24 protein-coding genes and 2 tRNA genes are annotated in these 26226 nt (G+C 58.8%); 5 read left to right on the top strand and 21 right to left on the bottom strand.

The annotated features are described in order from the left end of the window. Positions 1-63 precede the first annotated feature (63 nt). From D8U60_RS02530 to rlmE, 8 genes are all read right to left on the bottom strand, one after another. Positions 64-140, bottom strand: a tRNA-Met gene (locus D8U60_RS02530). Positions 141-237: 97 nt separating this feature from the next. Then, positions 238-323 (bottom strand) — tRNA-Leu (locus D8U60_RS02525). 22 nt (positions 324-345) lie between these two features. Continuing rightward, positions 346-729, bottom strand: coding sequence for a preprotein translocase subunit SecG (gene secG / locus D8U60_RS02520; RefSeq protein ID WP_016771756.1), 384 nt, complete (start codon positions 727-729; stop codon positions 346-348). A 4-nt stretch (positions 730-733) separates the two neighbouring features. Further along, positions 734-1489: a triose-phosphate isomerase gene (gene tpiA, locus D8U60_RS02515; protein ID WP_007915248.1), complete on the bottom strand. Its 756-nt coding sequence runs from the start codon at positions 1487-1489 to the stop codon at positions 734-736. Between the two features lie 65 nt (positions 1490-1554). Continuing rightward, positions 1555-2892: a phosphoglucosamine mutase gene (gene glmM / locus D8U60_RS02510; protein ID WP_073473855.1), complete on the bottom strand. Its 1338-nt coding sequence runs from the start codon at positions 2890-2892 to the stop codon at positions 1555-1557. Between the two features lie 16 nt (positions 2893-2908). After that, positions 2909-3760, bottom strand: coding sequence for a dihydropteroate synthase (gene folP / locus D8U60_RS02505; RefSeq protein ID WP_110603492.1), 852 nt, complete (start codon positions 3758-3760; stop codon positions 2909-2911). A gap of 8 nt (positions 3761-3768) precedes the next feature. Further along, positions 3769-5676, bottom strand: a complete 1908-nt coding sequence (gene ftsH / locus D8U60_RS02500) for an ATP-dependent zinc metalloprotease FtsH (protein WP_016771759.1) — start codon at positions 5674-5676, stop codon at positions 3769-3771. 202 nt (positions 5677-5878) lie between these two features. Beyond that, positions 5879-6508: a 23S rRNA (uridine(2552)-2'-O)-methyltransferase RlmE gene (gene rlmE, locus D8U60_RS02495; protein ID WP_016771760.1), complete on the bottom strand. Its 630-nt coding sequence runs from the start codon at positions 6506-6508 to the stop codon at positions 5879-5881. Positions 6509-6609: 101 nt separating this feature from the next. On the opposite strand from rlmE, the gene D8U60_RS02490 reads away from it, so the two are divergent. Then, the gene (locus D8U60_RS02490; protein ID WP_016771761.1) at positions 6610-6918 is read left to right on the top strand and encodes a YhbY family RNA-binding protein; all 309 of its coding nucleotides are present in this window, start codon (positions 6610-6612) and stop codon (positions 6916-6918) included. Between the two features lie 9 nt (positions 6919-6927). On the opposite strand, the gene D8U60_RS02485 is transcribed toward D8U60_RS02490, so the two are convergent. From D8U60_RS02485 to grpE, 8 genes are all read right to left on the bottom strand, one after another. After that, positions 6928-7332, bottom strand: coding sequence for an MFS transporter (locus D8U60_RS02485; RefSeq protein ID WP_110603494.1), 405 nt, complete (start codon positions 7330-7332; stop codon positions 6928-6930). 28 nt (positions 7333-7360) lie between these two features. Continuing rightward, positions 7361-7837: a transcription elongation factor GreA gene (greA, locus tag D8U60_RS02480; RefSeq protein WP_038861135.1), complete on the bottom strand. Its 477-nt coding sequence runs from the start codon at positions 7835-7837 to the stop codon at positions 7361-7363. Between the two features lie 2 nt (positions 7838-7839). Next, positions 7840-11061 carry a carbamoyl-phosphate synthase large subunit gene (carB, locus tag D8U60_RS02475; RefSeq protein ID WP_016771764.1) on the bottom strand — a complete coding sequence of 1074 codons (3222 nt, stop codon included), beginning with the start codon at positions 11059-11061 and terminating at the stop codon, positions 7840-7842. A 124-nt stretch (positions 11062-11185) separates the two neighbouring features. Continuing rightward, positions 11186-12322 carry a glutamine-hydrolyzing carbamoyl-phosphate synthase small subunit gene (carA, locus tag D8U60_RS02470; RefSeq protein WP_016771765.1) on the bottom strand — a complete coding sequence of 379 codons (1137 nt, stop codon included), beginning with the start codon at positions 12320-12322 and terminating at the stop codon, positions 11186-11188. Between the two features lie 258 nt (positions 12323-12580). Beyond that, positions 12581-13384, bottom strand: coding sequence for a 4-hydroxy-tetrahydrodipicolinate reductase (dapB, locus tag D8U60_RS02465; RefSeq protein ID WP_016771766.1), 804 nt, complete (start codon positions 13382-13384; stop codon positions 12581-12583). A gap of 9 nt (positions 13385-13393) precedes the next feature. Then, entirely contained in the window at positions 13394-14518 is a 1125-nt protein-coding gene (gene dnaJ / locus D8U60_RS02460; RefSeq protein ID WP_016771767.1) for a molecular chaperone DnaJ, read from the bottom strand. Between the two features lie 297 nt (positions 14519-14815). Then, a complete protein-coding gene (gene dnaK, locus D8U60_RS02455; protein WP_024011565.1) occupies positions 14816-16732 on the bottom strand; it encodes a molecular chaperone DnaK in 1917 nt (638 codons plus the stop codon). Between the two features lie 102 nt (positions 16733-16834). After that, positions 16835-17401 (bottom strand): nucleotide exchange factor GrpE, encoded by a 567-nt coding sequence (grpE, locus tag D8U60_RS02450; protein ID WP_016771768.1) that lies wholly within the window; start codon positions 17399-17401, stop codon positions 16835-16837. Positions 17402-17641: 240 nt separating this feature from the next. On the opposite strand from grpE, the gene recN reads away from it, so the two are divergent. Then, positions 17642-19315 carry a DNA repair protein RecN gene (gene recN / locus D8U60_RS02445; protein ID WP_016771769.1) on the top strand — a complete coding sequence of 558 codons (1674 nt, stop codon included), beginning with the start codon at positions 17642-17644 and terminating at the stop codon, positions 19313-19315. Positions 19316-19391: 76 nt separating this feature from the next. Here the strand turns inward: recN and fur are convergent, their stop codons facing one another. Further along, a complete protein-coding gene (gene fur / locus D8U60_RS02440) occupies positions 19392-19796 on the bottom strand; it encodes a ferric iron uptake transcriptional regulator (protein ID WP_016771770.1) in 405 nt (134 codons plus the stop codon). 97 nt (positions 19797-19893) lie between these two features. Here fur and D8U60_RS02435 point away from each other — a divergent pair, with 97 nt between their 5' ends. Continuing rightward, positions 19894-20421, top strand: a complete 528-nt coding sequence (locus D8U60_RS02435; RefSeq protein ID WP_016771771.1) for an outer membrane protein assembly factor BamE — start codon at positions 19894-19896, stop codon at positions 20419-20421. A gap of 61 nt (positions 20422-20482) precedes the next feature. On the opposite strand, the gene D8U60_RS02430 is transcribed toward D8U60_RS02435, so the two are convergent. From D8U60_RS02430 to D8U60_RS02420, 3 genes are read right to left on the bottom strand one after another with little or no spacing between them, the layout of a single operon-like run. Further along, positions 20483-20797: an RnfH family protein gene (locus D8U60_RS02430; RefSeq protein ID WP_016771772.1), complete on the bottom strand. Its 315-nt coding sequence runs from the start codon at positions 20795-20797 to the stop codon at positions 20483-20485. After that, positions 20790-21224 carry a type II toxin-antitoxin system RatA family toxin gene (locus tag D8U60_RS02425; protein ID WP_056782859.1) on the bottom strand — a complete coding sequence of 145 codons (435 nt, stop codon included), beginning with the start codon at positions 21222-21224 and terminating at the stop codon, positions 20790-20792. The genes D8U60_RS02430 and D8U60_RS02425 overlap by 8 nt, the downstream gene beginning before the upstream one ends. A 7-nt stretch (positions 21225-21231) precedes the next feature. Beyond that, positions 21232-22635, bottom strand: a complete 1404-nt coding sequence (locus D8U60_RS02420; RefSeq protein ID WP_016771774.1) for a sodium-dependent transporter — start codon at positions 22633-22635, stop codon at positions 21232-21234. A 119-nt stretch (positions 22636-22754) separates the two neighbouring features. Between D8U60_RS02420 and smpB the strand changes: the two genes are divergently transcribed. Then, the gene (smpB, locus tag D8U60_RS02415) at positions 22755-23237 is read left to right on the top strand and encodes an SsrA-binding protein SmpB (RefSeq protein WP_007953781.1); all 483 of its coding nucleotides are present in this window, start codon (positions 22755-22757) and stop codon (positions 23235-23237) included. A 135-nt stretch (positions 23238-23372) separates the two neighbouring features. Here smpB and D8U60_RS02410 read toward each other — a convergent pair whose 3' ends face one another. Continuing rightward, the gene (locus D8U60_RS02410) at positions 23373-24140 is read right to left on the bottom strand and encodes an FCD domain-containing protein (protein ID WP_016771775.1); all 768 of its coding nucleotides are present in this window, start codon (positions 24138-24140) and stop codon (positions 23373-23375) included. A gap of 263 nt (positions 24141-24403) precedes the next feature. Here D8U60_RS02410 and D8U60_RS02405 point away from each other — a divergent pair, with 263 nt between their 5' ends. Further along, entirely contained in the window at positions 24404-26098 is a 1695-nt protein-coding gene (locus D8U60_RS02405) for a lactate permease LctP family transporter (protein WP_122601818.1), read from the top strand. Positions 26099-26226: the final 128 nt, after the last annotated feature.

Here is a 26226-nt window from a genome sequence, read left to right as displayed (position 1 = left end):
GTCGAACAGCGGCGTTGAAAGTATCCAGCTAACAAAAAGCCCCTTAAAAGGGGCTCCTTAAACTGGTTGCGGGGGCCGGATTTGAACCGACGACCTTCGGGTTATGAGCCCGACGAGCTACCAGACTGCTCCACCCCGCGACAAAGCTGGGGCGGAAGTATACGACCGATCCCTTTTAGGGTCAATGTAACCTTCCACCTGCAAGAAAGCCCGCAACAGCGGGCTCTCCTGACTAATTGGTACCGAGAAGGGGACTCGAACCCCTACACCCTATGGGCACAACCACCTCAAGGTTGCGTGTCTACCAATTCCACCACCTCGGCAATACTACGTTTGAAACTCTTCTTACTTCTGCTCTTGAGCTGGAGGCACGTCAGTCGCTGGAGTAGCCGACTTTTGCTCTTGAAGCACCGGGACATCATCAGAAGCCGGTTGTTGCTTAGGTACTTCCAACACTGCTGGATCTGGAAGACCTGCTTGAGTCAGCTGATGAGCTTTCTCTTTAGCAAAGTAACCTAACCCCAAGCTGGTTATGAAGAAACCGGCGGCAAGTATAGCAGTAAACTTACTAAGAAAGGTAGAGGAACCTTGGCTTCCGAACACAGTATTTGAAGCACCTGCTCCGAAAGACGCGCCAGCGTCCGCACCCTTACCCTGCTGCAGCAAAACCAGAGCAACTACGCCCAATGCACCCAGCAGATGAAAAACGACTACGACTGTTTCCAGCATTTTTTCAGTTTCCCGCGGCGCGACAGATCGCACCGAACTCATCTGCATTCAGGGAAGCTCCACCAATGAGCCCCCCATCGATATCCGGCATGCCGAACAGTTCGACCGCATTGGCCGCCTTCACGCTGCCGCCGTATAGAAGCCGCACACCTCGTGCGACTTCAGAATTCTCTGCCGCCAACTGCTCGCGAATGGCTTTATGCACATCCTGAGCCTGTTGCGGCGTTGCAGTCAGCCCGGTACCAATGGCCCAGACCGGCTCGTATGCAATCACTGCCTTGGCAAAGGCACCGACACCCAGCTCCTCGATGATGCTGCCCAGCTGACGCCCGACAACCTCAAGAGTTTTTCCGGCTTCGCGCTGCTCGAGGGTTTCCCCTACACACAACACCGGAATCAAGCCACATGCCTGTGCCGCTGCGAACTTGCGATTCAGCATCCCGTCTCGCTCGCCCATAATCTGACGGCGTTCGGAGTGCCCGACAAGCACCAGGGAACAACCTGCATCCACCAGTTGGCTGGGAGCAATCTCACCAGTCAACGCACCTTGCATGGCTTCCACCGCAGAATTCTGCGCGCCGACCGAAATCGACTTGCCTTTCAAGCCATCAATCACTTGATTGATATACAAGCAAGGCGGGAACACCGCGACATCAACACCGCTTGGCAAGGCCAGATGACGAAGGCCGTTGATCAGCTCAGCGACGCTGGCGCGGGTACCGTGCATCTTCCAGTTACCAGCTACCATAGGGCGACGCATGCTGTACCTCGTCGGTCAAAGTGGGCGCAGATGTTACCCAACACAATCATGGCTTGCAAGCCGTATCAGGCAGAAACTTCGGTTACCAGTTTTGCCAGCTCTTCGGCATAGCCGCGAACCTGGTTTTCGTCCTCGCCTTCGACCATTACGCGCACCAGAGGCTCTGTGCCGGACTTGCGCAGAAGCACGCGACCGCGCCCCGCCATCGCCTGAGTGACACGGGCACTGGCTTCCTTGACAGCAGGATGCTCCAGTGGGCTTTCACCGCCGCCAAAGCGAACGTTGATCAGCACCTGAGGGCACTTGCGCAACGCCTGGCGCGTTTGTGCCAGACCTTCATTGCGGGATTTCAGAGCCATCAACACCTGCAAGGCCGCAATGATCGCGTCGCCCGTAGTGGTGTGATTGAAGCAGACCACATGCCCGGAGTTTTCCCCGCCTACGAGCCAGTTGCGCTCTTGCAGCTCGGCAATCACGTAGCGGTCACCGACATTGGCGCGAACGAACGGGATCGACAGATCCGCCAGGGCCAGTTCGAGACCAAGATTGCTCATCAAAGTACCGACGACGCCACCCTGCAACTTGCCACGCTCATGCAGATCGCGGGCAATGATAAACAGCAGGTCATCACCATCGACGATGGTGCCGGTGTGATCGACCATCAATACCCGATCACCATCACCATCGAAGGCGATACCCAGGTCCGCATGCTCGGCCAGAACGGCGGCCTGCAACGGCCCCATATGCGTGGAACCGCAGTTATCGTTGATGTTCAGCCCGTTCGGCTGAGCGGAAAGCACGACGACTTCGGCACCCAATTCACGGAAGACGCTCGGCGCTACCTTATAGGTCGCACCATGCGCGCAGTCGATCACGATCTTCAGGCCGGCGAAATTGGTCCCGGTAGGCACGCTGCTTTTGCAGAACTCGATGTAGCGACCCGATGCGTCATTGATTCGCGACACTTTGCCGATCTTGCTCGACTCGACGACGGTCATTGGCGTATCGAGCAACTCTTCGATCATCAACTCCAACTCATCCGGCAGCTTGGTGCCTTTACCAGAGAAGAACTTGATGCCGTTGTCATCATGCGGGTTGTGCGATGCACTTATCACGATACCGGCTTCAGCCTGGAACGTACGCGACAGATAAGCGATGGCAGGCGTCGGCATCGGGCCGAGCAGCATCACATCGGCGCCCGCCGAGGTCAGGCCCGCTTCGAGTGCCGATTCGAACATATAGCCAGAGATCCGCGTGTCCTTGCCGACCAGCACCTTGCAGGCACCCATCTTGCGGAAAGCCATGCCAGCCGCCCAACCGAGCTTGAGCATGAAGTCAGGCGTGATCGGGTATTCACCTACGCGACCGCGAATGCCGTCGGTACCAAAATATTTCTTGCTCATAAGTGCTCCATCATTCTTATTCGGCTGACTCTACGGCCGCGATCATTCGCACTACATCGACAGTTTCCGCCACATCGTGAACCCGCAAGATCCGCGCACCCTTGACCGAAGCCAGCGCAGCAAGCGCCAGGCCGCCGTGCAGACGCTCGCCCACGGGACGGTTCAAAGCGTGGCCAATCATACTCTTGCGCGAAACACCTACCAGCAATGGCCGCCCCAGCGCATGCAGGGCCTCCATGTGTTTGAACAAGCTTAGATTGTGCTGCAGGGTTTTGGCGAAGCCGAAGCCGGGATCAAGAATGATTCGCTCAGCGGGAATGCCCGCCTGGGCACATTGATCCATGCGTTCGACGAGAAACTCACCGACCTCGCGGGTGACATCCTGATACTGCGGATTGTCCTGCATATCGCCCGGCTCGCCGAGCATGTGCATGAGACAAACCGGCAATCCGGTCGCCGCCGCCGCATCCAGCGCGCCATCGCGACGCAACGAACGCACATCATTGATCAGTCCGGCACCGAGCCGGGCGGTTTCGCGCATGACTGCCGGGGTGGAAGTATCGACCGAGATGATGACATCCAACTCGCGATTGATCAGCTCGACAATCGGCGCGACGCGCTCGAGTTCCTCCAGAGGAGAAACCGCTCGCGCGCCTGGCCGGGTCGATTCGCCGCCGACATCAATCAGCGTCGCGCCAGCCAGCACCATGGCTTCGGCATGGCGCAGCGCCGCATCGAGCTGGCTATAGCGACCACCATCGGAGAAAGAATCAGGAGTGACATTGAGAATGCCCATGACATGCGTCTGGGCCAAATCAAGAACCCGGTTGCCGCAAGGCAACCGGGTCAGGGACTGTACAGAAGTCATTTCAAGCCTTAAACGTCAGCAGCCGGACCGCCAATCGGTTTTTCCGGACGCTCGTCCTGCACGACAGGCGGCGGAGGCGTACCGGTGCCACCCGACCAGTCGCGAGGTTCGCGAGGTGTGCGGCCAGCCATGATGTCGTCGATCTGCTCGGCATCGATGGTTTCGTACTTCATCAGCGCATCAGCCATGGCATCCAGTTTGTCACGGTTATCCGTGAGGATCTGCTTGGCGGTGCCGTAGCACTGATCAATGATGCTGCGCACTTCGGAATCGATCAGCTTGGCGGTCTCACCGGAGAAGCTGGCAGCCTGGCCGCCACCGCCGCGACCGAGGAACACTTCGCCCTCTTCTTCGGCATACATCAGCGGACCGAGTTTTTCCGACAGGCCCCATTTCGTCACCATGTTCCGGGCAATCTGACTTGCACGCATGATGTCGTTGGACGCACCGGTGGTTACACCGTCAAAGCCCAGGGTCATTTCTTCTGCGATACGGCCACCGTACAACGAGCAGATCTGGCTGATCAGCGCACGTTTGGACAGGCTGTAACGATCTTCTTCCGGGAGGAACATGGTCACACCCAGCGCACGACCGCGCGGGATGATCGACACCTTGTAGACCGGATCATGCTCAGGCACGACGCGACCAACGATGGCGTGGCCGGCTTCGTGGTAAGCAGTGTTCTGCTTTTCTTTCTCGGACATGACCATGGATTTGCGCTCGGCGCCCATCATGATCTTGTCTTTCGCCAGTTCGAACTCTTTCATCTCGACGATGCGTTTGCCGCTACGAGCAGCGAACAACGACGCTTCGTTGACCAGGTTGGCCAGGTCAGCACCGGAGAAGCCAGGAGTACCACGTGCGATCACTGCCGGAGCAACGTCGTCGCCCATTGGCACTTTACGCATGTGCACTTTCAGAATCTGCTCGCGACCACGAATATCCGGCAAGCCGACGACCACCTGACGGTCGAAACGGCCCGGACGCAGCAGCGCAGGGTCGAGTACGTCCGGACGGTTGGTCGCAGCAATCACGATGATGCCGTCATTCATTTCGAAGCCATCCATCTCCACCAGCAACTGGTTGAGAGTCTGCTCACGCTCGTCGTGACCGCCACCCATGCCGGCGCCACGATGGCGACCCACGGCATCGATTTCGTCGATGAAGATGATGCAAGGGGCGTGCTTCTTGGCCTGCTCGAACATGTCGCGGACGCGGCTGGCGCCGACACCGACGAACATTTCCACAAAGTCGGAACCGGAAATGGTGAAGAACGGCACTTTCGCTTCGCCGGCAATCGCCTTGGCCAGCAAGGTTTTACCGGTACCCGGAGGGCCGACCATCAGCACGCCGCGCGGGATACGACCGCCCAGACGCTGGAATTTGCCCGGATCACGCAGGAACTCGACCAGCTCGCCGACTTCTTCCTTGGCTTCGTCGCAACCGGCAACGTCAGCCAAAGTGGTTTTCACCTGATCTTCGGAGAGCAGGCGTGCCTTGCTCTTGCCGAAGCTCATCGGCCCGCCCTTGCCACCGGCGCCGCCCTGCATCTGGCGCATGAAGAACATGAACACCGCGATGATCACCAGGATCGGGAAGCTGGCCACCAGGAGCTGGGTCCAGATGCTTTGCTGTTCAGGCTGCTTGCCTTCAACCACAACATGATTGTCGACCAGATCGCCGATCAGGCCATTGTCCTGAATTGCCGGACGAATGGTCTTGAAGCTGTCGCCATCGGTGCGCTTGCCGGTAATCACATAGCCGTCAACGGCTACGCGCTCGACCTTGCCATCCTTGACCTGCTGGATGAAGTCGGAATAGTTGAGGGTCTGCGGCTCGTTAGGGCTGGAGAAGTTGTTCATCACCGTCACCAGGACTGCCGCGATGATCAACCACAGGATCAGATTCTTTGCCATATCGTTCAATTAACTACCCTCTGAAGCAAGCTCCGCTACTGGCGCGCGCTTCGCATGATATTCACCGGCCTAACTTACTACATTACCTACAACTCTGGCAGGCGCCGTCTGTAACCCTTTGTGAAACACTTTCTACACAATATTCGCTTATGCCTGCAGAGCGAAATATGAAAAACCTATCGCCCCGCCGAAAAACCTTGTTTTACGCATCACCGCCGCGATAACCCCAGGCCAGCATGTACTGCTCACGGGAGCTGCCACGGGAAGAGTCTGGCTTGATCATCTGGATCTTGTCGAATTTCTTCCGAGCATCCTTCAGATAAACGTCAAACCCTTCGCCCTGAAAAATCTTGATGACGAAATTGCCACCCGGCTTGAGGATCCGTTCCGCCAGGTCCAGCGCCAGCTCACACAGGAACATGGCCTTGGGCATGTCCACTTCGGGCGTACCACTCATATTGGGGGCCATATCGGAAATCACAAGGTCCACCTGCGAATTACCCACGGCCTCCAGGATTTCAGCGAGCACCGAGTCCTCCGTGAAGTCGCCCTGGATAAAATGCACGTCCGGAATGCTGTCCATTTCCAGGATGTCCGAAGCGATCAGACGACCCTGACCGCCGATCAACCGACTGGTCACCTGGGACCAGCCACCCGGCGCGGCGCCGAGGTCGACCACGCTCATGCCCGGACGGATGAGTTTGTATTTTTCCTGGATCTCCAGAAGTTTGTAACTTGCACGCGAGCGGTAGCCATCCTTCTGCGCCTGCTTCACATAAGGATCGTTGACATGTCTTTTCAGCCAACCAAGGCTTGTCTTGGAACGCGCCATTGGGCACCTCAATGATTAGGGTCGTGATTAGTTGGGCGGATCCACGAACCCTCGGGTAAAATGGCCGCCATTTTACAGAATCCAGACGAAAGGGTCAGATTATGCCGCTCACTCCAGAGCAGAAGAAACAGTACAAATCCATCGGCCACCACCTCAAACCAGTGTTGACGGTAGCGGACAACGGTTTGACTGAAGGTGTTTTAGCCGAACTTGAACGCGCCTTGGCCGATCACGAGCTGATCAAGATCAAGCTCAATATCCTCGATCGCGAGTCGCGCCTGGCGCACATCGCCGAACTGTGCAAGGTCGGCAAAGCGGACCTGGTTCAGGTGATCGGCAAGATGGCTCTGGTCTACCGCAAGAACTTCAGCGCCAACAAGCAGCTGTCGAACGTTCATCGCTTCAAGTGATGCGCAGGGTCAAGGGTGTGCTTCGCGCACCCTGCCACTCCATCCCGGCACCGGCTGCATGACCAGCACCAACCCGGAAAATCCCAGCACCAGATAACTGAATACCTGCCAGCGCTGCGCATCCGGCCAGCCGACACGCACAGCGACATACATCGCGCACGCGTACAACGCCATCAACAGCACCTGCCCGCGAAAATCCCGCCATAGACTGCCAAGACCCTCGGCCTGTACCAGCACCAAAGCCTGAAAGATCACGCACAAAGCAGCGAATCCGACTACCAGCACTTCGAATGCACTGGCCACTTCGTCGATCAACAGCGGCGCCAGGCCGATCCGGCCCAACGCCGGCTGCAAACCGATATGAATCAACCATAGGCCACCGACCCAAAGCATCTGGGTCAGTTGCCAAAGCATGGCGCCCGCATGCAGCGGGCGCCTTCTTTCAGATGTGACGAACTTCGACAATCTCGTACTCGATCACGCCGCTTGGCGTTTTGACGGCGACCACGTCACCCTCTTCCTTGCCAATCAAGGCGCGGGCCAGCGGCGAACCGACGGAGATCTTGCCGAGTTTGAAGTCAGCCTCATCCTCACCCACGATGTGGTAAGTGACGCTTTCATCAGTCTCGACGTTGGCGATCTCGACGGTGGTACCGAAAATCACTTTGCCGGTATGAGGAATGGTCGTGACATCGATGATGACCTGATTCTGAATCCGGCCCTCGATGTCACGAATACGCGCTTCGACCATGCCTTGCTGTTCGCGGGCAGCATGGTATTCAGCGTTTTCCTTCAAGTCACCCAACTCGCGGGCCGTACCGATGTCCTGGCTGAGCTTCGGACGGACGACCTTGGTCAGGTGAGCATGCTCCTCTTCCAGGGCGCGAGCGCCCTGAACAGTCATTGGGTACTTGGTTATGCTCATGCCTTCAATCCTGCGTGTAGATCCTGCAAGCGGCGCACGGTCTTTTCCGGACCGAACTTCAGCGCTTCGCAGATCGCTTCGCCCGCAGCGATAGTGGTGGTGCAGTAGATCTTGTGCTGCAGGGCATTGCGACGAATGGAGTACGAATCGGCGATCGATTGACGACCTTCGGTGGTGTTGATGATCAGCGTGACTTCGTCATTCTTGATCATGTCGACCACGTGCGGACGACCCTCGGTCACCTTGTTCACGCGGCGCACTTTCAGACCTGCGGCTTCGATCAGCTTGGCAGTGCCGGCAGTGGCGACCACTTCGAAGCCCAAGTTGATCAGATCACGGGCCACGCCTGCAACCAGTGGCTTGTCGTCATCGCGCACGCTGATGAACGCGGTACCGCCGGTCGGCAGCACTTCGCTGGCGCCCATCTGCGCCTTGGCGAATGCTTCACCGAAGGTGTCGCCGACGCCCATTACTTCACCGGTCGACTTCATCTCTGGGCCGAGGATCGGGTCAACGCCAGGGAACTTGGCGAACGGGAACACCGCTTCTTTCACGCTGTAGAAGTTCGGGATGATTTCTTTGGTGAAGCCGATTTCCTTCAGGGTCTTACCGGCCATCACGCGCGCAGCGATCATGGCCAGGGAAACACCGATGCACTTGGAAACGAACGGTACGGTACGCGAGGCGCGCGGGTTGACTTCGATGACGTAGATGTCTTCGCCCTGCAAGGCCAACTGAACGTTCATCAGGCCGACAACGCCCAGTTCCAGAGCCATTTTCTTGACCTGTTCGCGCATCTCGTCCTGGATGTGTGCCGGCAGCGAGTACGGCGGCAGCGAGCATGCGGAGTCACCGGAGTGAACGCCCGCCTGTTCGATGTGCTGCATGATCGCGCCGATCACTACATCTTTGCCGTCGCAGACCGCATCCACGTCCATTTCGATGGCGCAGTTGAGGAAGTGGTCGAGCAGCACCGGGCTGTCGTTGGACACTTGCACCGCGTCACGCAGATAGCGCTTGAGTTCGTCTTCTTTGTATACGATTTCCATCGCACGGCCGCCCAACACGTAGGACGGGCGCACCACCAGCGGATAACCGATCTTCGCCGCAGCGCGAACAGCTTCATCTTCGCTACGCACAGTGGCGTTTGGCGGCTGACGCAGGTTCAGACGCTCGACCATTTGCTGGAAGCGCTCACGGTCTTCGGCGCGGTCGATGGCGTCAGGGCTGGTGCCGATGATCGGCACGCCAGCAGCTTCCAGAGCACGAGCCAGTTTCAGCGGAGTCTGGCCGCCGTACTGGACGATCACGCCTTTCGGCTTCTCGACGCGGCAGATTTCCAGTACGTCTTCCAGGGTTACCGGCTCGAAATACAGACGGTCGGAAGTGTCGTAGTCGGTGGAAACGGTTTCCGGGTTGCAGTTGACCATGATGGTTTCGTAGCCGTCTTCGCGCAGGGCGAGCGCAGCGTGAACGCAGCAATAGTCGAACTCGATGCCCTGGCCAATACGGTTCGGACCGCCACCCAGGATCATGATCTTGTCGCGACCCGACGGCGCTGCCTCGCACTCTTCCTCGTAGGTCGAGTACAGGTAAGCGGTGTCGGTAGCGAACTCGGCGGCGCAGGTGTCAACGCGCTTGTAGACCGGGAACACTTCCAGCTTCTGACGGTGCGTACGCAGGTTTTTCTCGGTGACGCCCAGCAGCTTGGCCAGACGCTGATCGGAGAAGCCTTTGCGCTTGAGCTTGAACATCAGGTCGCGGTCGATCGAGGACAGACCGAGGGTCTTGACCTTCTCTTCGTCCTTGATCAGGTCTTCGATCTGCACCAGGAACCACGGGTCGATCATGTTCATGCCGAAGATGTCTTCGACCGACAGACCGGCGCGGAAGGCGTCAGCCACGTACCAGATACGCTCGGCGCCCGGCACGGTCAGTTCACGCTTGAGCACGCTCATGCTATCCGGGTTGCTCAGATCGAGCTTCTCGTCCAGACCGCAAACGCCGACTTCCAGACCGCGCAGGGCTTTCTGCAGGGATTCCTGGAAGGTCCGGCCGATGGCCATGACTTCACCGACCGACTTCATTTGCGTGGTCAGGCGTGCGTCAGCCTTGGCGAATTTCTCGAAGGCGAAGCGTGGCAGCTTGGTGACGACGTAGTCGATCGACGGTTCGAAGGACGCCGGGGTCTTGCCGCCGGTGATGTCGTTCGACAGCTCGTCGAGGGTGTAACCCACAGCCAGTTTGGCCGCGACCTTGGCAATCGGGAAACCGGTGGCTTTCGAAGCCAGTGCCGAGGAGCGCGAAACACGCGGGTTCATTTCAATCACGACCATGCGGCCAGTGTTCGGGCAGATACCGAACTGCACGTTCGAACCGCCGGTCTCGACGCCGATCTCGCGCAGTACCGCCAGCGAGGCGTTACGCAGGATCTGGTATTCCTTGTCGGTCAGGGTTTGCGCAGGAGCTACGGTGATCGAGTCACCGGTGTGCACGCCCATCGGGTCGAAGTTTTCGATCGAGCAGACGATGATGCAGTTGTCCTTTTTGTCGCGGACAACTTCCATTTCATATTCTTTCCAGCCGATCAGCGATTCGTCGATCAGCAGCTCTTTGGTCGGCGACAGGTCCAGACCACGGGCGCAGATTTCTTCGAACTCTTCACGGTTGTAAGCGATACCGCCACCGGTGCCGCCCATGGTGAAGGACGGACGGATGATGCACGGGAAACCGAGGGTTTCGAGAACCGCGTTGGCCTCTTCCATGCTGTGGGCAATGCCGGAACGCGGGCAGGCCAGGCCGATGGATTTCATCGCCTTGTCGAAACGCGAACGGTCTTCAGCCTTGTCGATGGTGTCGGCATTGGCACCGATCATCTCTACGCCGAACTTCTCCAGAACGCCTTCGCGCTCCAGGTCCAGGGCGCAGTTCAGAGCGGTCTGGCCGCCCATGGTTGGCAGTACGGCGTCCGGACGCTCTTTTTCGATGATCTTGGCCACGGTCTGCCACTTGATCGGCTCGATATAGGTGGCGTCGGCCATGTCCGGGTCGGTCATGATGGTGGCCGGGTTGGAGTTCACCAGGATGACGCGGTAACCCTCTTCGCGCAGGGCTTTGCAGGCCTGGGCGCCGGAGTAGTCGAATTCGCAGGCCTGGCCGATCACGATCGGGCCAGCGCCGAGAATCAGGATGCTTTTAATGTCTGTACGTTTTGGCATGGTTTGTCACTCAAATCCGCAGGTCAGTCGGCAAGCCGTCTTGATCGATTTCTGAAGTCTCGAAGGGGCCGCCGGAACCGGGGCCGCCCTCGAGGGCTTCTCTCTACAGTCTCAAGGCGAACGCTTAGCGTCGCTTGGCCATCTCGTTGATGAAGCGGTCGAACAGTGGCGCGACATCGTTCGGGCCCGGGCTCGCTTCAGGGTGACCCTGGAAGCTGAACGCGCTCTTGTCGGTGCGCTCGATGCCTTGCAGGGTGCCGTCGAACAGCGATTTGTGGATCGCGCGCACGTTGGCTGGCAGGGTGGCTTCGTCTACCGCAAAACCGTGGTTCTGGCTGGTGATCATCACCACGCCTGTGTCCAGATCCTGCACCGGGTGGTTGGCACCGTGGTGGCCGTGGCCCATTTTCAGGGTTTTGGCGCCGGAGGCCAGAGCCAGCAACTGGTGGCCGAGGCAGATGCCGAATACCGGCGTCTCGGTTTCCAGGACTTCCTTGATCGCCTGGATCGCGTAGTCGCATGGCTCCGGATCACCAGGGCCGTTGGACAGGAACACGCCGTCCGGCTTCAGCGCCAGCACATCGGCGGCTGGAGTCTGTGCAGGCACTACGGTGACGCGGCAGCCGCGCTCGACCAGCATGCGCAGGATGTTGACCTTGACGCCGTAGTCGTAGGCGACCACGTGATATGGCAGCTCGGAAGCTTCGATGGTCGCGTGGCTGTCGGTTTTCAGATCCCAGACAGTCGAGCGCCATTCGTATTGGGTCTTGGTGCTGACGACTTTCGCCAGGTCCATGCCCTTCAGGCCCGGGAAGCCTTGCGCAGCGGCGATGGCCGCTTCTTCGGAGATGTTGTCGCCGGCCATGATGCAGCCGTTCTGAGCGCCTTTTTCACGCAGGATGCGGGTCAGGCGACGGGTGTCGATACCGGCGATTGCCACCACGTTGTTGGCTTTCAGGTAATCGGACAGGGACATCGTGTTACGCCAGTTGCTCGCTACCAGCGGCAGGTCACGGATGACCAGGCCAGCGGACCAGACGCGGTCGGACTCGGCGTCTTCCGGCGTGGTGCCGGTGTTGCCGATGTGCGGATAAGTCAGGGTAACGATCTGTTGGGCGTAGGAAGGATCGGTAAGGATTTCCTGATAGCCGGTCATTGCGGTGTTGAACACCACCTCACCAACGGTCTGACCGTCGGCTCCAATGGCTTCGCCGCGAAAAATGCTGCCATCAGCAAGGGCGAGTATGGCTGGCTTAGTCAAGAAGACCTCCCGTAAATAACGCATGAAAGGGCAATCGCAGGTTGTAAAAAAGCGGAGTGACGTATGGACACGTCACCCCGCTTCTTCACTGAAATTATTCTGCGCGCTTTTAGTGGACACACTAAAGCTGTAGCTTACAGAAAAGGGCGTTTTTGGTCCACCGCTAAAGAGCCTTAAAGGCCGGAGAATGCGACAGGTCGTCGCCAGGCGGTAAAAACCGGCGCAAAACGGGACGTTTGCGCCGGGTTCAGCAACGACTCAACGCAGGTCGAGCACGTCTTGCATGTCGTACAGGCCCGGCTCGCGACCGTCCAGCCATAGCGCCGCACGCACCGCGCCCTTGGCGAAGGTCATGCGGCTCGATGCCTTGTGGGTGATCTCGACGCGCTCGCCATCGGCAGCGAACAGCACGGTGTGATCACCAACGATGTCGCCAGCGCGCACGGTGGCGAAACCAATGGTTTCACGCTCACGCGCACCGGTCTGGCCTTCGCGACCGTAGACCGCGACCTTCTTCAGATCACGCCCCAGTGCATCGGCAATCACTTCACCCATGCGCACCGCCGTGCCGGACGGAGCATCGACCTTGTGGCGGTGATGGGCTTCCATGATCTCTATATCGACATCGTCGCCCAGCACGCGCGCAGCGGTGTCGAGCAACTTCAGGCAGAGGTTGACGCCGACGCTGAAGTTGGCGGCGAAGACGATCGGAATGTCCTTGCCCGCCTCGGCCAGCAATTGCTTCTCTTCAACACTGAAACCGGTGGTGCCGATGATCATCGCTTTGCCGTGTTTGCGGCAGAACGCGAGATTCTTCAGGGTCACGGTCGGGTGAGTGAAGTCGATCAACACATCGAACTCTTCAACCACACGATCCAGATCACCGGACAGCGGCACGCCGATACGGCCCAGCGCTGCCAGCTCACCGGCATCCGCGCCGACCAGCGTGCTGTCGGGACGATCGACCGCCGCCGTCAGACCGGCGCCCGGCGTCTGCTGCACCGCTTCAATCAGGGTCTTGCCCATGCGCCCGGCGGCGCCCATCACTGCAATACGTCGCATGCCGACTCCTTACAAATCGCCGAAGAAACGCTTCACACCGTCGAACCAACCGGTGGTTTTCGGCGAGTGGCTGTTGTCGTCGGCCAGGGAGCTGCGGAATTCTTCCAGCAGTTCACGCTGACGACGGTTGAGGTTGACCGGCGTTTCCACAGCGACACGGCACATCAGGTCGCCGGCACCGCCGCCACGCACTGGCGCCACGCCTTTACCGCGTACGCGGAACTGCTTGCCGGTCTGCGTGCCTTCAGGGATTTTCAGTTTGACCCGACCGTCGAGGGTCGGAATTTCCAGCTCGCCGCCCAGTGCAGCGTCGACGAAGCTGATCGGCACTTCGCAGAACAGGTGCTTGCCGTCACGCTGGAAGATGTCGTGTTCACGCACGTTGATCACAACGTACAGGTCGCCAGTCGGCCCGCCCTGGGTACCCGCCTCGCCTTCGCCGGACAGACGAATGCGGTCGCCCGTATCAACACCGGCAGGCACTTTGACCGACAGGGTTTTGTACTCTTCGACACGACCGTCGCCGTGGCAGGAGTCGCACGGATCGGAAATGATCTTGCCCTGGCCATGGCAGCGCGGGCAGGTCTGCTGCACCGAGAAGAAGCCCTGCTGCATGCGCACCTGACCGATGCCGCCGCAGGTCGGGCACGTCGTCGGCGACGAGCCCTTCTTGGCGCCGGAGCCATCGCACGGCTTGCAGTTGACCAGTGTCGGAACGCGGATATTCACCGAGGTGCCGCGCACCGCTTCTTCCAGATTCAGTTCCAGGGTGTAGCGCAGATCGCTGCCACGCTGAGCGCCGCCACGGGCACCGCCGCGACCGCCACCGAAGAAATCACTGAAGACATCACCGAAGATGTCCGAGAAGTTCTGGCCACCGAAACCGGCACCGCCGCCGCCCATGCTCGGATCGACGCCGGCATGACCGTATTGATCGTATGCCGCGCGCTTGCTGGCGTCGGACAACACTTCATAGGCCTCGTTGGCCTCTTTGAATGCTTCTTCCGAAGCCTTGTCGCCGGGATTACGGTCGGGGTGGTGCTTCATGGCCAGGCGGCGATAGGCCTTCTTCAGGTCCGCTTCGCTCGTGCCCCGCTCGACACCCAATACTTCGTAATAGTCACGCTTTGCCATAAGTTCTTTGCACTCTTAAGGACGTTCGGCAAACCCCTCCTGAGCCTCGCCAAACTCGTTGAGCCCCCATTAAGGCCCGGACCCAACTCACGTCAATTCAACGATCCTGGTCTTGATTGATGCGGTATCTGCGGCGCGAAAAGCAGGAGCATTCCCGGCCATACCGCCAGCATCCGAACGGTGTCGCATGCTGTAAAAATTCGCGTATTCCAGATACGCCAACGCGGGAGGCAAGCTCCCGCGCGGCGACATCCTACCAGTCACCGCCGCAAGGCAGTCAACCGGGCGACCAACAACTTACTTGTGGTCTTTGACTTCTTCGAACTCGGCGTCGACAACGTCGTCAGCCTTCTCAGCCGATTCGCCTTGCGGGGCCGCGCCATCAGCTGGCTGAGCCTGTTCGGCGTACATCTTCTGAGCAACCGGAGCGGAGACTTTCGACAGCTCTTCAACCTTGGCTTCGATGGCAGCCTTGTCGTCGCCTTTTACGGCGGCTTCCAGAGCAACCACTGCAGCTTCGATTGCAGTCTTCTCTTCGGCGGTGACCTTGTCGCCTGCGTCAGCGACCATCTTGCGAGTCGAGTGCACCAGTGCGTCACCCTGGTTACGGGCAGCGGCCAGTTCTTCGAACTTGCGGTCTTCCTCGGCATTCGCCTCGGCGTCACGCACCATGCGCTCGATTTCTTCGTCGGACAGACCGGAGTTGGCCTTGATCACGATCGACTGGGTCTTGCCGGTAGCCTTGTCTTTCGCGCCGACGTGCAGGATGCCGTTGGCGTCGATGTCGAAGGTCACTTCGATCTGCGGCACGCCACGTGGAGCTGGTGGAATGTCGGCCAGGTCGAACTTGCCCAGCGATTTGTTCTGTGCGGCTTGCTTGCGCTCACCTTGCAGAACGTGAATGGTCACAGCGCCCTGGTTGTCGTCGGCAGTCGAGAACACTTGCGATTTCTTGGTAGGAATCGTGGTGTTTTTCTCGATCAGCGCGGTCATCACGCCACCCATGGTTTCGATACCCAGGGTCAGCGGGCTGACGTCGAGCAGCAGCACGTCTTTCACGTCACCGGCCAGAACAGCGCCCTGAATCGCAGCACCCATGGCAACAGCTTCGTCCGGGTTGACGTCTTTACGCGCTTCTTTACCGAAGAAATCGGTAACCAGCTTCTGTACCAGCGGCATACGAGTCTGACCACCGACCAGAATCACGTCGTTGATCGCGCTGACGTCGATACCGGCGTCTTTCATGGCAATGCGGCAAGGTTCGATGGTGCGCTGAACCAGGTCTTCAACCAGTGCTTCGAGCTTGGCACGCGAGATCTTCACGTTCAGGTGCTTAGGACCGGTCGCGTCTGCAGTGATGTACGGCAGGTTGACGTCGGTCGACTGAGCGGACGACAGCTCGATCTTGGCTTTCTCAGCGGCTTCTTTCAGACGCTGCATCGCCAGCGGGTCACCTTTGAGGTTCATGCCGCTTTCTTTCTTGAATTCGTCAACGAGGTAGTCGATCAGACGAATGTCGAAGTCTTCACCGCCAAGGAAAGTGTCACCGTTGGTGGCCAACACTTCGAACTGGTGCTCACCGTCAACTTCAGCGATCTCGATCACGGAAACGTCGAAGGTACCGCCACCCAAGTCATAAACGATCACGGTGTGATCGCCCTTGGCCTTGTCCATACCGTAAGCCAGAGCAGCTGCGGTTGGCTCGTTGATGATACGTTTTACGTCCAGACCAGCGATGCGGCCGGCGTCTTTGGTGGCCTGACGCTGGCTGTCGTTGAAGTAGGCCGGAACGGTGATCACCGCTTCGGTCACTGCCTCGCCGAGGTAGTCTTCGGCGGTCTTCTTCATCTTCTTCAGAATTTCAGCCGAGATCTGTGGCGGTGCCATTTTCTGGCCGTTCACCTCTACCCAGGCGTCGTTGTTGTCAGCCTTGACGATCTTGTAAGGGACCATCTGGATGTCTTTCTGCACAACTTCTTCGTCGAAACGACGACCGATCAGACGCTTTACCGCGTACAGGGTGTTGTGCGGGTTGGTTACAGCCTGACGCTTGGCCGACTGACCTACCAGAATTTCGCCATCGTTGGCGTAAGCGATGATCGACGGCGTGGTACGCGCGCCTTCAGCGTTTTCAATAACTTTGGCTTTGCCGTTTTCCAGCACGGAGACGCAGGAGTTGGTAGTCCCCAGGTCGATACCGATAATTTTGCCCATGTTCACTCTCCCGAAACTTTGGATTTTGTTGCCGCAGCAGTGGTGGCTGACTGCGGTAGCACTTAAACGCTTGACTTCTAAATGGGGGCCTTGCGGCTAATTTCAAGCCTGCTCGTCAATCGAAGGCGAAACCGGTGCCGGCGCCTTGCTGACCACGACCATCGCCGGGCGCAGCAGGCGACCATTGAGCTGGTAGCCCTTCTGGAAAACCTTCAACACGCTGTTCGGCTCGACGTCGGCACTTTCCTGCATGGCCATCGCCTGATGGTGAACGGCGTTGAACGGTTCGCCATGCGGATCGATCGCTTCAAGCTGGTAGCGCTTGAGGGTGTCGTGGAACATTTTCAGGGTCAGTTCGATGCCTTCGCGCATCGGACGGATGCTTTCGTCGTCCGGGCTCGACAGCTCGAGGCCGCGCTCCAGGCTGTCGACGATCGGCAGCAGGTCGCTGGCAAATTTCTCAAGGGCAAACTTGTGCGCCTTCTCGACGTCCTGCTCGGCACGGCGGCGAACGTTCTGCAGATCGGCAGCAACACGCAGAGACTGATCCTGCGCGGCGGCCAATTGCTCTTCGAGCACTTGCACACGGGTCGCCAGGTCGTCACCCGAACCTTCGGGCGCCTGATTGGCTTCTGGGTTTTGCGTATCTACTGTCTGTTCGTCAGCCATAGAATTCTCCTTTCAATTTCGTCCGCGAGCCTGACTCGCGCTTCTGCCCCGATATATGGGGCCGCAAAATCAGGCTTCAAGGGCTGAAAACAATTGTCCCTACAAAAAAGTGCTGAATACTCATTCTTGAATGCGCTAAGAAAACTCTTTGATCAAGCAAATCGAGCTAAGGGCGGGCATTGTCAGGCCTGAACAAAACACTGTATAAATAACCAGACCTCAAGCCTGGGAGCTGCCTTTATGCTGGTGCACCTGTCCGTACATAACTACGCCATCGTTGAACATCTCGATCTCGAACTTGATCGCGGGATGAGCGTGATCACAGGGGAAACCGGCGCCGGCAAGTCGATCATGCTCGACGCCCTGGGCCTCACCCTGGGTGATCGCGCCGACAGCGGCGTGGTTCGCCCGGGCGCTGATAAAGCCGACATTCTTGCCACCTTCGATCTTGCTGATATCCCCGAAGCCAGCGCCTGGCTTGCCGAGCGCGATCTGGAAAACGACGGGCCGTGCATCCTGCGCCGGGTCATCACCTCGGAAGGTCGTTCGCGCGGCTATATCAACGGCACGCCCTGCCCGCTTGGCGACCTTAAAGCCCTCGGCGAGCTGCTCATCGATATCCACAGCCAGCACGAACATCAGTCGCTGCTGAAAACTGATACTCATCGCCGCTTGCTCGACGAGTACGCCGGCGCCACCGATCTGGCGCGTCAGGTACAACTTGCCGCACAGCGCTGGCGCCAGACTCGCCAGGAACTGGAGCGGCTGTCCAACTCCGGCGATGAACAACGCGCACGTCATCAGTTGCTCAGCTATCAGCTTGAGGAATTGGAGAACCTCGGCCTCGGCGAAAATGAACTGGAGCAACTGGAGCAGGAACACAAGAACCTGACCAACGCCGAAACCTTGCTGGGCATTTGCCGGCAAGTGGTCGAGCAATGCAGTGAAAGCGACTCCGGCAATGTGCTGAATGCGCTGACCGCCAGCCTCAATCGACTTTCCAGCGTGAACAGTTCGGTGGGTGCGCTGGGTGAAGCCAGCAGTTTGCTGACCAGTGCACAGATTCAGGTAGAAGAAGCGGTCGGCGAGCTCAATCGCTTCCTCGACAATTTCGATGCCGACCCGGCTCGCCTGCAATACCTGGAAGAGCGCCTCGACGCGATCTACACCTTGGCGCGCAAACACCGGATTCAGCCGACCGAAGTCGGCGAGATGCAGCAGAAGCTGCTGGATGAAATCGAAACCCTCAACGCCAACGATGAATCCATTGAACGCCTGGGCGAAGAACTGGCGTCCTACGCCCGCCACTATCAAGAGAAAGCGCGCGAGCTGAGCGACCTTCGTCATCAGGCGGCCGGCAGCCTCGCCAGTGCGGTGGAGCAGGAAATCCAGCGCCTGGGCATGCCTGGTGGCCGCTTTACCATCGAACTGAAGGCCAACAGCAGCGACGAGTTGCTGCCAAACGGGCTGGAGCAGGTCGAACTGCTGGTCAGCGCCAACCCCGGTCAACCGCTCAAGGCGCTGGCAAAAGTTGCCTCCGGTGGTGAGCTGTCGCGGATCAGTCTGGCGATTCAGGTCATTACCGCCCAGACCTCCCGCGTGCCGACCCTGGTGTTCGACGAAGTGGACGTAGGTATTGGCGGCCCGACTGCGGAGATCGTCGGCCAGTTACTGCGCCGTCTCGGTGATCGCGGGCAGGTCCTGACCGTGACGCACTTGCCGCAAGTGGCGGCGCAAGGGCATCAGCATCTGTTCGTGCACAAGGTCCGCGACGAGAAGGCGACTCACACCGCTGTCGCGAAGCTGACAAAGAACGAGCGCATCGAAGAAGTCGCGCGCATGCTCGGCGGCATCGATCTGACCAAGGAATCCCTGGCTCACGCGAAAAAAATGGTGGTGACCGCCAAGGCGTAACAACTAGTAGAAAGCACGAAGGCGACCCTTGGGTCGCCTTCGCTCGTTTCGCGAATGTGAAATTCGCGCGACATGCTTACTTTTTCTTGCGCACGTACAGCACCAGGTTGTGATCAACCATCTCGAAGCCATGCTTCTCGACGATCGATTTCTGAAGCTTTTCGATTTCTTCGTCGAAGAATTCGATCACTTCACCCGATTCCACGTTGACCATATGGTCGTGGTGGCCACCGTCAGCCAGCTCGAAGACCGCGTGGCCGCCGTCGAAGTTGTGGCGGACCACGAGGCCGGCCGCTTCGAACTGGGTCAGAACACGGTAAACCGTGGCCAGACCGACGTCCTCACCAGCTTCCATCAACGCCTTGTAGACGTCCTCGGCACTCATGTGACGCTGCTCGGTAGAGTCGAGCATTTGCAGGATCTTGACCCGTGGCAGGGTCACTTTGAGGCCGGCTTTGCGTAGTTCGCTATTTTCAACCATGGTCAGCTTTCTCGCGATGCTGCTTCGCAGCTTCTCTTAATGCGGGTATGATCGGCGTTTACGTTGTCCCAGCCAAGATAGTGGAAGTCGCCCACCGATGCAAAACACCAAGCTCTTGCTAACCAGTTTCACCTTTGTGGGACTGCTCGCACTCGCCGGTTGTTCATTCCCCGGGGTTTACAAAATCGACATCCAGCAGGGCAATGTCGTCACGCAGGACATGATAGACCAGTTACGCCCGGGAATGACCCGGCCGCAAGTACGGTTTATCATGGGCAACCCTCTGCTTGCCGACACGTTCCATGCCGATCGCTGGGATTATCTGTACAGCCTGCAACCGGGTGGCGGTGAACGCCAGCAGGAACGAATCAGCGTTATCTTCAACTCCAACGACCAGCTCGTCAGCCTATCCGGTGACTTCATGCCCGGCGTGAGCCGTGATGAAGCCATTCTCGGCAAGGACAGCGGTACTACCGTGACCGCGCCTGCTGAAAACGCCGACAAGCCAGAAGCTGAAAAACCAGCCAAACCAGGCTCCTTGCTGGATCAGATCCAGAAGGACGTCGATGGTGTGGAAACCGTACCGGTTCCGACACCAGAGCCGCTGGACACCTCGCCGCAGTAATAGGCGAGGCAATAAAAAACCCGGACATTCCGGGTTTTTTATTGCCTGCCGTTTGGTCTGATCAAGAATTGCGTGCTTTGGCCTCGGCAGCCTTGGCCGCGCGCAAGCGTCGAACTTCTTTGGGATCAGCCAGCAGCGGTCGATAAATTTCGATCCGGTCGCCCGCCTGAACAGGGCGAGAATCCGCGTCAGCCACGACCTTGCCAAAAATCCCCAGCGGGCACTGCGCCAGATTCAGCTCAGGAAACTCGGCCGCGATGCCCGATGCGTGCACCGCCGCCCGAACGCTGACTCCTTCAGCGACGCTGATCGCACGCAGAACCTGGCGATCAACCGCCGCGTACACGACTTCTATCTCGATCACCGGCTTAACCATGCATCTGCTTGGCGCGCTGGCAGAAAGCATCCACCAGCTGGTTAGCCGCCTGATTGAACAGCGGGCCCAACGTAGCGCGCACCAGCGGCCCGGCATAATCGAACGACAGATCCAGACTGATCTTGCAGGCCTTTTCGTTCAGCGCCTTGAATACCCAGATGCCGTGCAACTGAGTGAACGGGCCTTCTTCAAGATTCATCTCGATCGACTGCCCCGACACCAGCGTATTGCGCGTGACGAAATGCTGACTGAGGCCGCCTTTGGCCACGCCGACACTGGCGCGCATGTGTTCCGGGGAGCTTTCCAGCACTTCAGCCTCCGAGCACCACGGCAGAAACTCCGGGTAACGCGCGACGTCGTTGACCAGGTCGTAGAGAAACTGCGCCGGGTACGGTAGGAGCGCGGATCGTTGGATATGTGTCGTCATGTAAGCGTTACTTCCAGAGCTGAGCGGCAAAGACTACAAGAATGCCGATAGGCGCCACGTAGCGCATCAAGAACAGGGACAGGGCAAATAGAACCGGGTTACGGATGGACAATTCATCCCGCACCGCTTCACGCCCCATTACCCATCCCGCGAACAGCACGAAACACAAGCCACCAAGGGGCAACATGATCCGCGAGGTGAAGAAATCGATCACGCCGAAGAAGTCGAGACCGCTCTGCGCACCCCATTGATAGAGGCTGAACGCCCCGCCTTCGTTCACGAAAAACTTGGCTTCCTTCCAGATATTGAAAGAAAACACCGTGCCCAGACCAACGAACCAGCAGGTGAACGCAAGCCAGAACGTCACCCAGATGCGGCTGATTTTAGTGCGTTCAACCAGGTAAGCCACCATTGGCTCAAGCAGCGAAATCGCCGAACTCCACGCTGCCACCGCGACCAGCACGAAGAACACCACGCCCATCAACTGGCCGAAAAATACATTACCAAAAGCAAATGGCAGGCTGACGAACATCAGTCCCGGACCTTCGCTTGGGTTCAGGCCGGCAGCAAATACAATTGGAAACAGCGCCAGACCGGCCACCAGCGACACGAAAGTATCCAACAGCGCAACGCCGACCACCGTGCCCGACAGCGAGGTGTTCTTCGGCATGTAGGCGCCGTAGATCATGATCGAACCGACGCCGACGCTCAGCGAGAAGAACGCGTGCCCCATCGCTGGCAGCAGGCCGTCGAGGACTTTTTCCGGGTGGAAGTCGAACATGAAATGCACGCCTTCCATGAAATGCCCGGTGGTCATGCTGTAGCCCAGCAGCACCAGAATCATCACGAACAGCAGCGGCATCATGATTCGCAGGCTGCGTTCAAGCCCGGCGACCACGCCTTTGGCGATCACGAAGGCCGACAGCAGCATGAAAATAGTGTGCCAAAGTGTCAGGCGCCATGGATTGGAGATGACATTGCCGAAATAGGCGCCGACCTGATCGGCCGTCGCGCCCTGGAAATCGCCACGGCCCATGTCGACGATGTAATCCAGCGACCAGCCGCCGACCACACTGTAGAAAGACAGAATCAGCAGGGCCGTGATCATCCCGGCAAACGCGCCCCACGACCATTTCGCCGAGTGCCCGGCTTCCAGTGCCAATACCTTCAGGGCATTCGCCGGACTTTGCCGGGCGCGCCGGCCGATCAGGGTTTCCGCGAGCATGACCGGCACGCCGATGAGCGCGATGCACGCCAGGAACATCAGCACAAAGGCGCCGCCGCCGTAGACCCCGACCATGTAGGGGAACTTCCAGATACTACCCAGTCCCACGGCCGAACCGGTCGCGGCGAGTATGAATACCCAGCGGCTAGCCCAACTGCCGTGGACAGAAACCTTGTCTGTCGACATCGTTTATCACGCCCAAGCGTTAGAAAAAGAGGCCGCATTGTCCGGGATTCACTCAACCTGCTCAAGCACGCAGCAACACCGTAGCCGACAGCCGAACAACTCCATATAATGCCGCCCCTATGGCTAAACAGAAGAAACACCCAACAGGGACCATCGCGCAGAACAAAAAGGCGCGACACGATTACTTCATCGAGCACAAGTTCGAGGCTGGTCTGGTCCTGGCCGGCTGGGAAGTAAAAAGTCTGCGGGCGAGCAAGTTGCAGCTGGTCGACAGCTATGTGCTGCTCAAGGACGGCGAAGCATGGTTGCTCGGCAGCCACATCACGCCGTTGATGACTGCAAGCACCCACGTCATCGCCGACCCGGTGCGCACACGTAAACTGCTGCTCAACCGCCGCGAGCTGGACAAGCTTGCCGCCGCCGTGCAGCAAAAGGGTTACGCCTGCGTCTGCCTGTCCTGGTACTGGAGTAAGCACATGGTCAAGTGCGAGATCGCTCTGGGCAAGGGCAAGAAGGAATACGACAAGCGCGACACCGAGCGCGAGCGCGATGCCGGTCGTGAATTGCAGCGTGCGGTGCGCAACAAGGGCAAGGAAGATTAGTTTTCCACCCTGATCGTTCCCACGCTCTGCGTGGGAATGCATCCCGTGACGCTCCGCGTCACAACGCGGACGCAGAGCGTCCATTGCTGTATTCCCACGCAGAGCGTGGGAACGATCGTTTGCAGAACTAACTGACTACATCCCCTTGCGCCGCTCCGCCCGAGCCATGCGCTGCACCTCCTGACGCACCTCTTCCAGCACTTCCTGCACATACAGAATATGGCGGCTGGACACTTCTCGCGCCTGCTCGGCACGCCCTTCGATAATCGCCAGATACAATTCCCGATGCTGCGAGATCAGCATGTCGCGGGTTTCCGTGCGCTGTTTGTACATGCCGCCAATGTTGGTCACGACGTTGCGCTTGAGCAGATCGAACAAGCCGCGAATCGTATGCAGCAACACCGCATTGTGACTGGCCTCGGCAATCGCCAGATGAAACTTCGCATCCGCCGCGCCCTCTTCCGCCCGGCTGACTTCTTCGTGACGCGAGTAGCAATCCTGCAGCTCTTCGAAGGCAGCAGTCAGGCGTTCACGATCAACATCGGTCGCGCGCAATGCGGCGTAGTAGGCGCACGATGCCTCCAGGGTGTGCCGGAATTCGAGCAAATCACGTTGCGCTTCGGGATTGCTTTCAAGCAATTGCAACAGCGGATCGCTGAACGTCGAGCCCAGGCCTTCCACCACATAATTGCCGCCGCCCTGGCGACTGACCAGCAAACCTTTGGCCGCCAGTTTCTGAATCGCCTCGCGCAATGACGGGCGTGATACGCCAAATTGTTCGGCCAGCGTGCGCTCGGCCGGCAGCCGCTCGCCCGACTTCAGCGTGCCCTCAAGGATCATCCCCTCGAGGCGCTCGACAATATCGTCAGACAAACGGCGCTGACGTATCTGATCAAAGCCCATAACTCATTTCTCCACGATCCCGACCGCTCGCCGGGGTGTCTATTCTGGCCTATCCGCGCGCCGCCGACACCTGCCAGACACCACTTCGCCAAAGCGGATCAGTTGCGCTCTGCACCGCATCTTCGACGAAAGTTTCAGAGCGGCAAATTGACACACCGCCACCAAGGCTTTTACCCTAGCCAACAGCGCTTGTAAATTGGTCTTACCAATTATCCAAGATCGCTCACAGTGCCTGACCAACAACAATTAGGGGCCACCCCACCATGCAAACCTGGCAACAGCTCTACAGTCCGCTCGGCAGCCTTGGCGTCTCCGCTCTCGCGGCCGTCATTCCCATCGTGTTCTTCTTTCTCGCCCTGGCGGTGTTCCGCCTCAAAGGCCATGTGGCCGGCAGCATCACCCTCGCGCTTTCGATTGCCGTGGCGATTTTCGCCTTCCAGATGCCCGTGGACATGGCGTTTGCCGCCGCCGGTTATGGCTTCGCTTATGGTTTGTGGCCGATTGCCTGGATCATTGTCGCAGCGGTGTTCCTCTACAAACTGACGGTAAAAAGCGGCCAGTTCGAGGTCATCCGCAGCTCGGTCCTGTCGATCACCGATGACCAGCGCTTGCAGGTGTTGCTGATCGGTTTCTGCTTCGGCGCCTTTCTGGAAGGTGCCGCCGGTTTCGGCGCGCCGGTCGCGATTACTGCCGCACTCCTTGTAGGACTGGGCTTCAACCCGCTGTACGCCGCCGGCCTGTGCCTGATCGCAAACACCGCACCGGTGGCGTTCGGCGCGCTAGGGATTCCGATCATCGTGGCGGGCCAGGTCACTGGCATCGACGCCTTCAAGATCGGCGCCATGACCGGTCGCCAGCTGCCACTGCTGTCGCTGTTCGTGCCGTTCTGGCTGGTGTTCATGATGGACGGCCTGCGCGGTGTGCGCGAAACCTGGCCGGCCGCGCTGGTGGCAGGTCTGAGTTTCGCCATCACCCAATACTTCACCTCCAATTTCATCGGCCCGGAACTGCCGGACATCACTTCGGCGCTGGCCAGCCTGATTTCCCTGACCCTGTTCCTCAAGGTCTGGCAACCGCGCCGTGCCGCCGGCCAGCACATCGTCGGCGCCGTGTCGGCTTCGGTGGTCAGCGCCAGCGTCGGCGGTTTCGGCCAGAAGCGCACCACAGTGGCGTCGCCCTACAGCCTCGGGGAAATTTTCAAGGCGTGGTCGCCGTTCCTGATCCTCACTGTGCTGGTGACGATCTGGACGCTGAAGCCTTTCAAAGCGATGTTCGCTGCCGGCGGCTCGATGTACGGCTGGGTGTTCAACTTCGCGATTCCGCACCTTGATCAACTGGTGATCAAGACTGCGCCAATCGTGGCCAACCCGACCGCGATTCCAGCGGTATTCAAACTCGACCCGATTTCCGCCACCGGCACGGCGATTTTCTTCTCCGCGCTGATTTCGATGCTGGTGCTGAAGATCAACTTCAAAACTGGTCTGACCACTTTGAAAGAGACCTTCTACGAACTGCGCTGGCCAATCCTGTCGATCGGCATGGTGCTGGCGTTCGCCTTCGTCACCAACTACTCCGGCATGTCCTCGACCATGGCCCTGGTGCTGGCGGGTACTGGCGCCGCATTCCCGTTCTTCTCGCCGTTCCTCGGCTGGCTGGGCGTGTTCCTCACCGGTTCGGATACGTCGTCGAACGCGCTGTTCAGTTCCTTGCAAGCGACCACCGCCCACCAGATCGGCGTCAACGACACCTTGCTGGTGGCGGCCAATACCAGCGGCGGCGTGACCGGCAAGATGATCTCGCCGCAATCGATCGCCGTGGCCTGCGCCGCGACCGGTCTGGTCGGCAAGGAATCGGATCTGTTCCGCTTCACCCTCAAGCACAGCCTATTCTTTGCAACGATTGTCGGTTTGATCACCCTGGCTCAGGCCTACTGGTTCACCGGCATGCTGGTGCACTAAACCTACAAGAAAGACGGAAATAACCGACGCCGGCCCGTGATCCGGCGTCAGCAATTCACCACCGGGTCTGTAAGGCTGCTGAAAGCAATGCGCTTTATATTCGGCAGCCGCAGCAGACGGATAACCGG

Origin of the sequence: Pseudomonas sp. Sample_11 (genome assembly GCF_004307505.1) — a bacterium.
Lineage (GTDB): Bacteria > Pseudomonadota > Gammaproteobacteria > Pseudomonadales > Pseudomonadaceae > Aquipseudomonas > Aquipseudomonas atacamensis.
The sequence above is the reverse complement of the archived record's forward strand: the minus strand, read 5'-3'. Positions and strand labels throughout refer to the sequence as shown.

Excerpts from the sequence above, each read along its gene's own strand:
- secG (WP_016771756.1), bottom strand. The coding sequence starts at position 729 with ATGCTGGAAACAGTCGTAGTCGTTTTTCATCTGCTGGGTGCATTGGGC.
- tpiA (WP_007915248.1), bottom strand. The coding sequence starts at position 1,489 with ATGCGTCGCCCTATGGTAGCTGGTAACTGGAAGATGCACGGTACCCGC.
- glmM (WP_073473855.1), bottom strand. The coding sequence starts at position 2,892 with ATGAGCAAGAAATATTTTGGTACCGACGGCATTCGCGGTCGCGTAGGT.
- folP (WP_110603492.1), bottom strand. The coding sequence starts at position 3,760 with ATGACTTCTGTACAGTCCCTGACCCGGTTGCCTTGCGGCAACCGGGTT.
- ftsH (WP_016771759.1), bottom strand. The coding sequence starts at position 5,676 with ATGGCAAAGAATCTGATCCTGTGGTTGATCATCGCGGCAGTCCTGGTG.
- rlmE (WP_016771760.1), bottom strand. The coding sequence starts at position 6,508 with ATGGCGCGTTCCAAGACAAGCCTTGGTTGGCTGAAAAGACATGTCAAC.
- D8U60_RS02490 (WP_016771761.1), top strand. The coding sequence starts at position 6,610 with ATGCCGCTCACTCCAGAGCAGAAGAAACAGTACAAATCCATCGGCCAC.
- D8U60_RS02485 (WP_110603494.1), bottom strand. The coding sequence starts at position 7,332 with ATGCTTTGGCAACTGACCCAGATGCTTTGGGTCGGTGGCCTATGGTTG.
- carB (WP_016771764.1), bottom strand. The coding sequence starts at position 11,061 with ATGCCAAAACGTACAGACATTAAAAGCATCCTGATTCTCGGCGCTGGC.
- dapB (WP_016771766.1), bottom strand. The coding sequence starts at position 13,384 with ATGCGACGTATTGCAGTGATGGGCGCCGCCGGGCGCATGGGCAAGACC.
- dnaJ (WP_016771767.1), bottom strand. The coding sequence starts at position 14,518 with ATGGCAAAGCGTGACTATTACGAAGTATTGGGTGTCGAGCGGGGCACG.
- dnaK (WP_024011565.1), bottom strand. The coding sequence starts at position 16,732 with ATGGGCAAAATTATCGGTATCGACCTGGGGACTACCAACTCCTGCGTC.
- grpE (WP_016771768.1), bottom strand. The coding sequence starts at position 17,401 with ATGGCTGACGAACAGACAGTAGATACGCAAAACCCAGAAGCCAATCAG.
- recN (WP_016771769.1), top strand. The coding sequence starts at position 17,642 with ATGCTGGTGCACCTGTCCGTACATAACTACGCCATCGTTGAACATCTC.
- fur (WP_016771770.1), bottom strand. The coding sequence starts at position 19,796 with ATGGTTGAAAATAGCGAACTACGCAAAGCCGGCCTCAAAGTGACCCTG.
- D8U60_RS02435 (WP_016771771.1), top strand. The coding sequence starts at position 19,894 with ATGCAAAACACCAAGCTCTTGCTAACCAGTTTCACCTTTGTGGGACTG.
- D8U60_RS02430 (WP_016771772.1), bottom strand. The coding sequence starts at position 20,797 with ATGGTTAAGCCGGTGATCGAGATAGAAGTCGTGTACGCGGCGGTTGAT.
- D8U60_RS02425 (WP_056782859.1), bottom strand. The coding sequence starts at position 21,224 with ATGACGACACATATCCAACGATCCGCGCTCCTACCGTACCCGGCGCAG.
- D8U60_RS02420 (WP_016771774.1), bottom strand. The coding sequence starts at position 22,635 with ATGTCGACAGACAAGGTTTCTGTCCACGGCAGTTGGGCTAGCCGCTGG.
- smpB (WP_007953781.1), top strand. The coding sequence starts at position 22,755 with ATGGCTAAACAGAAGAAACACCCAACAGGGACCATCGCGCAGAACAAA.
- D8U60_RS02410 (WP_016771775.1), bottom strand. The coding sequence starts at position 24,140 with ATGGGCTTTGATCAGATACGTCAGCGCCGTTTGTCTGACGATATTGTC.
- D8U60_RS02405 (WP_122601818.1), top strand. The coding sequence starts at position 24,404 with ATGCAAACCTGGCAACAGCTCTACAGTCCGCTCGGCAGCCTTGGCGTC.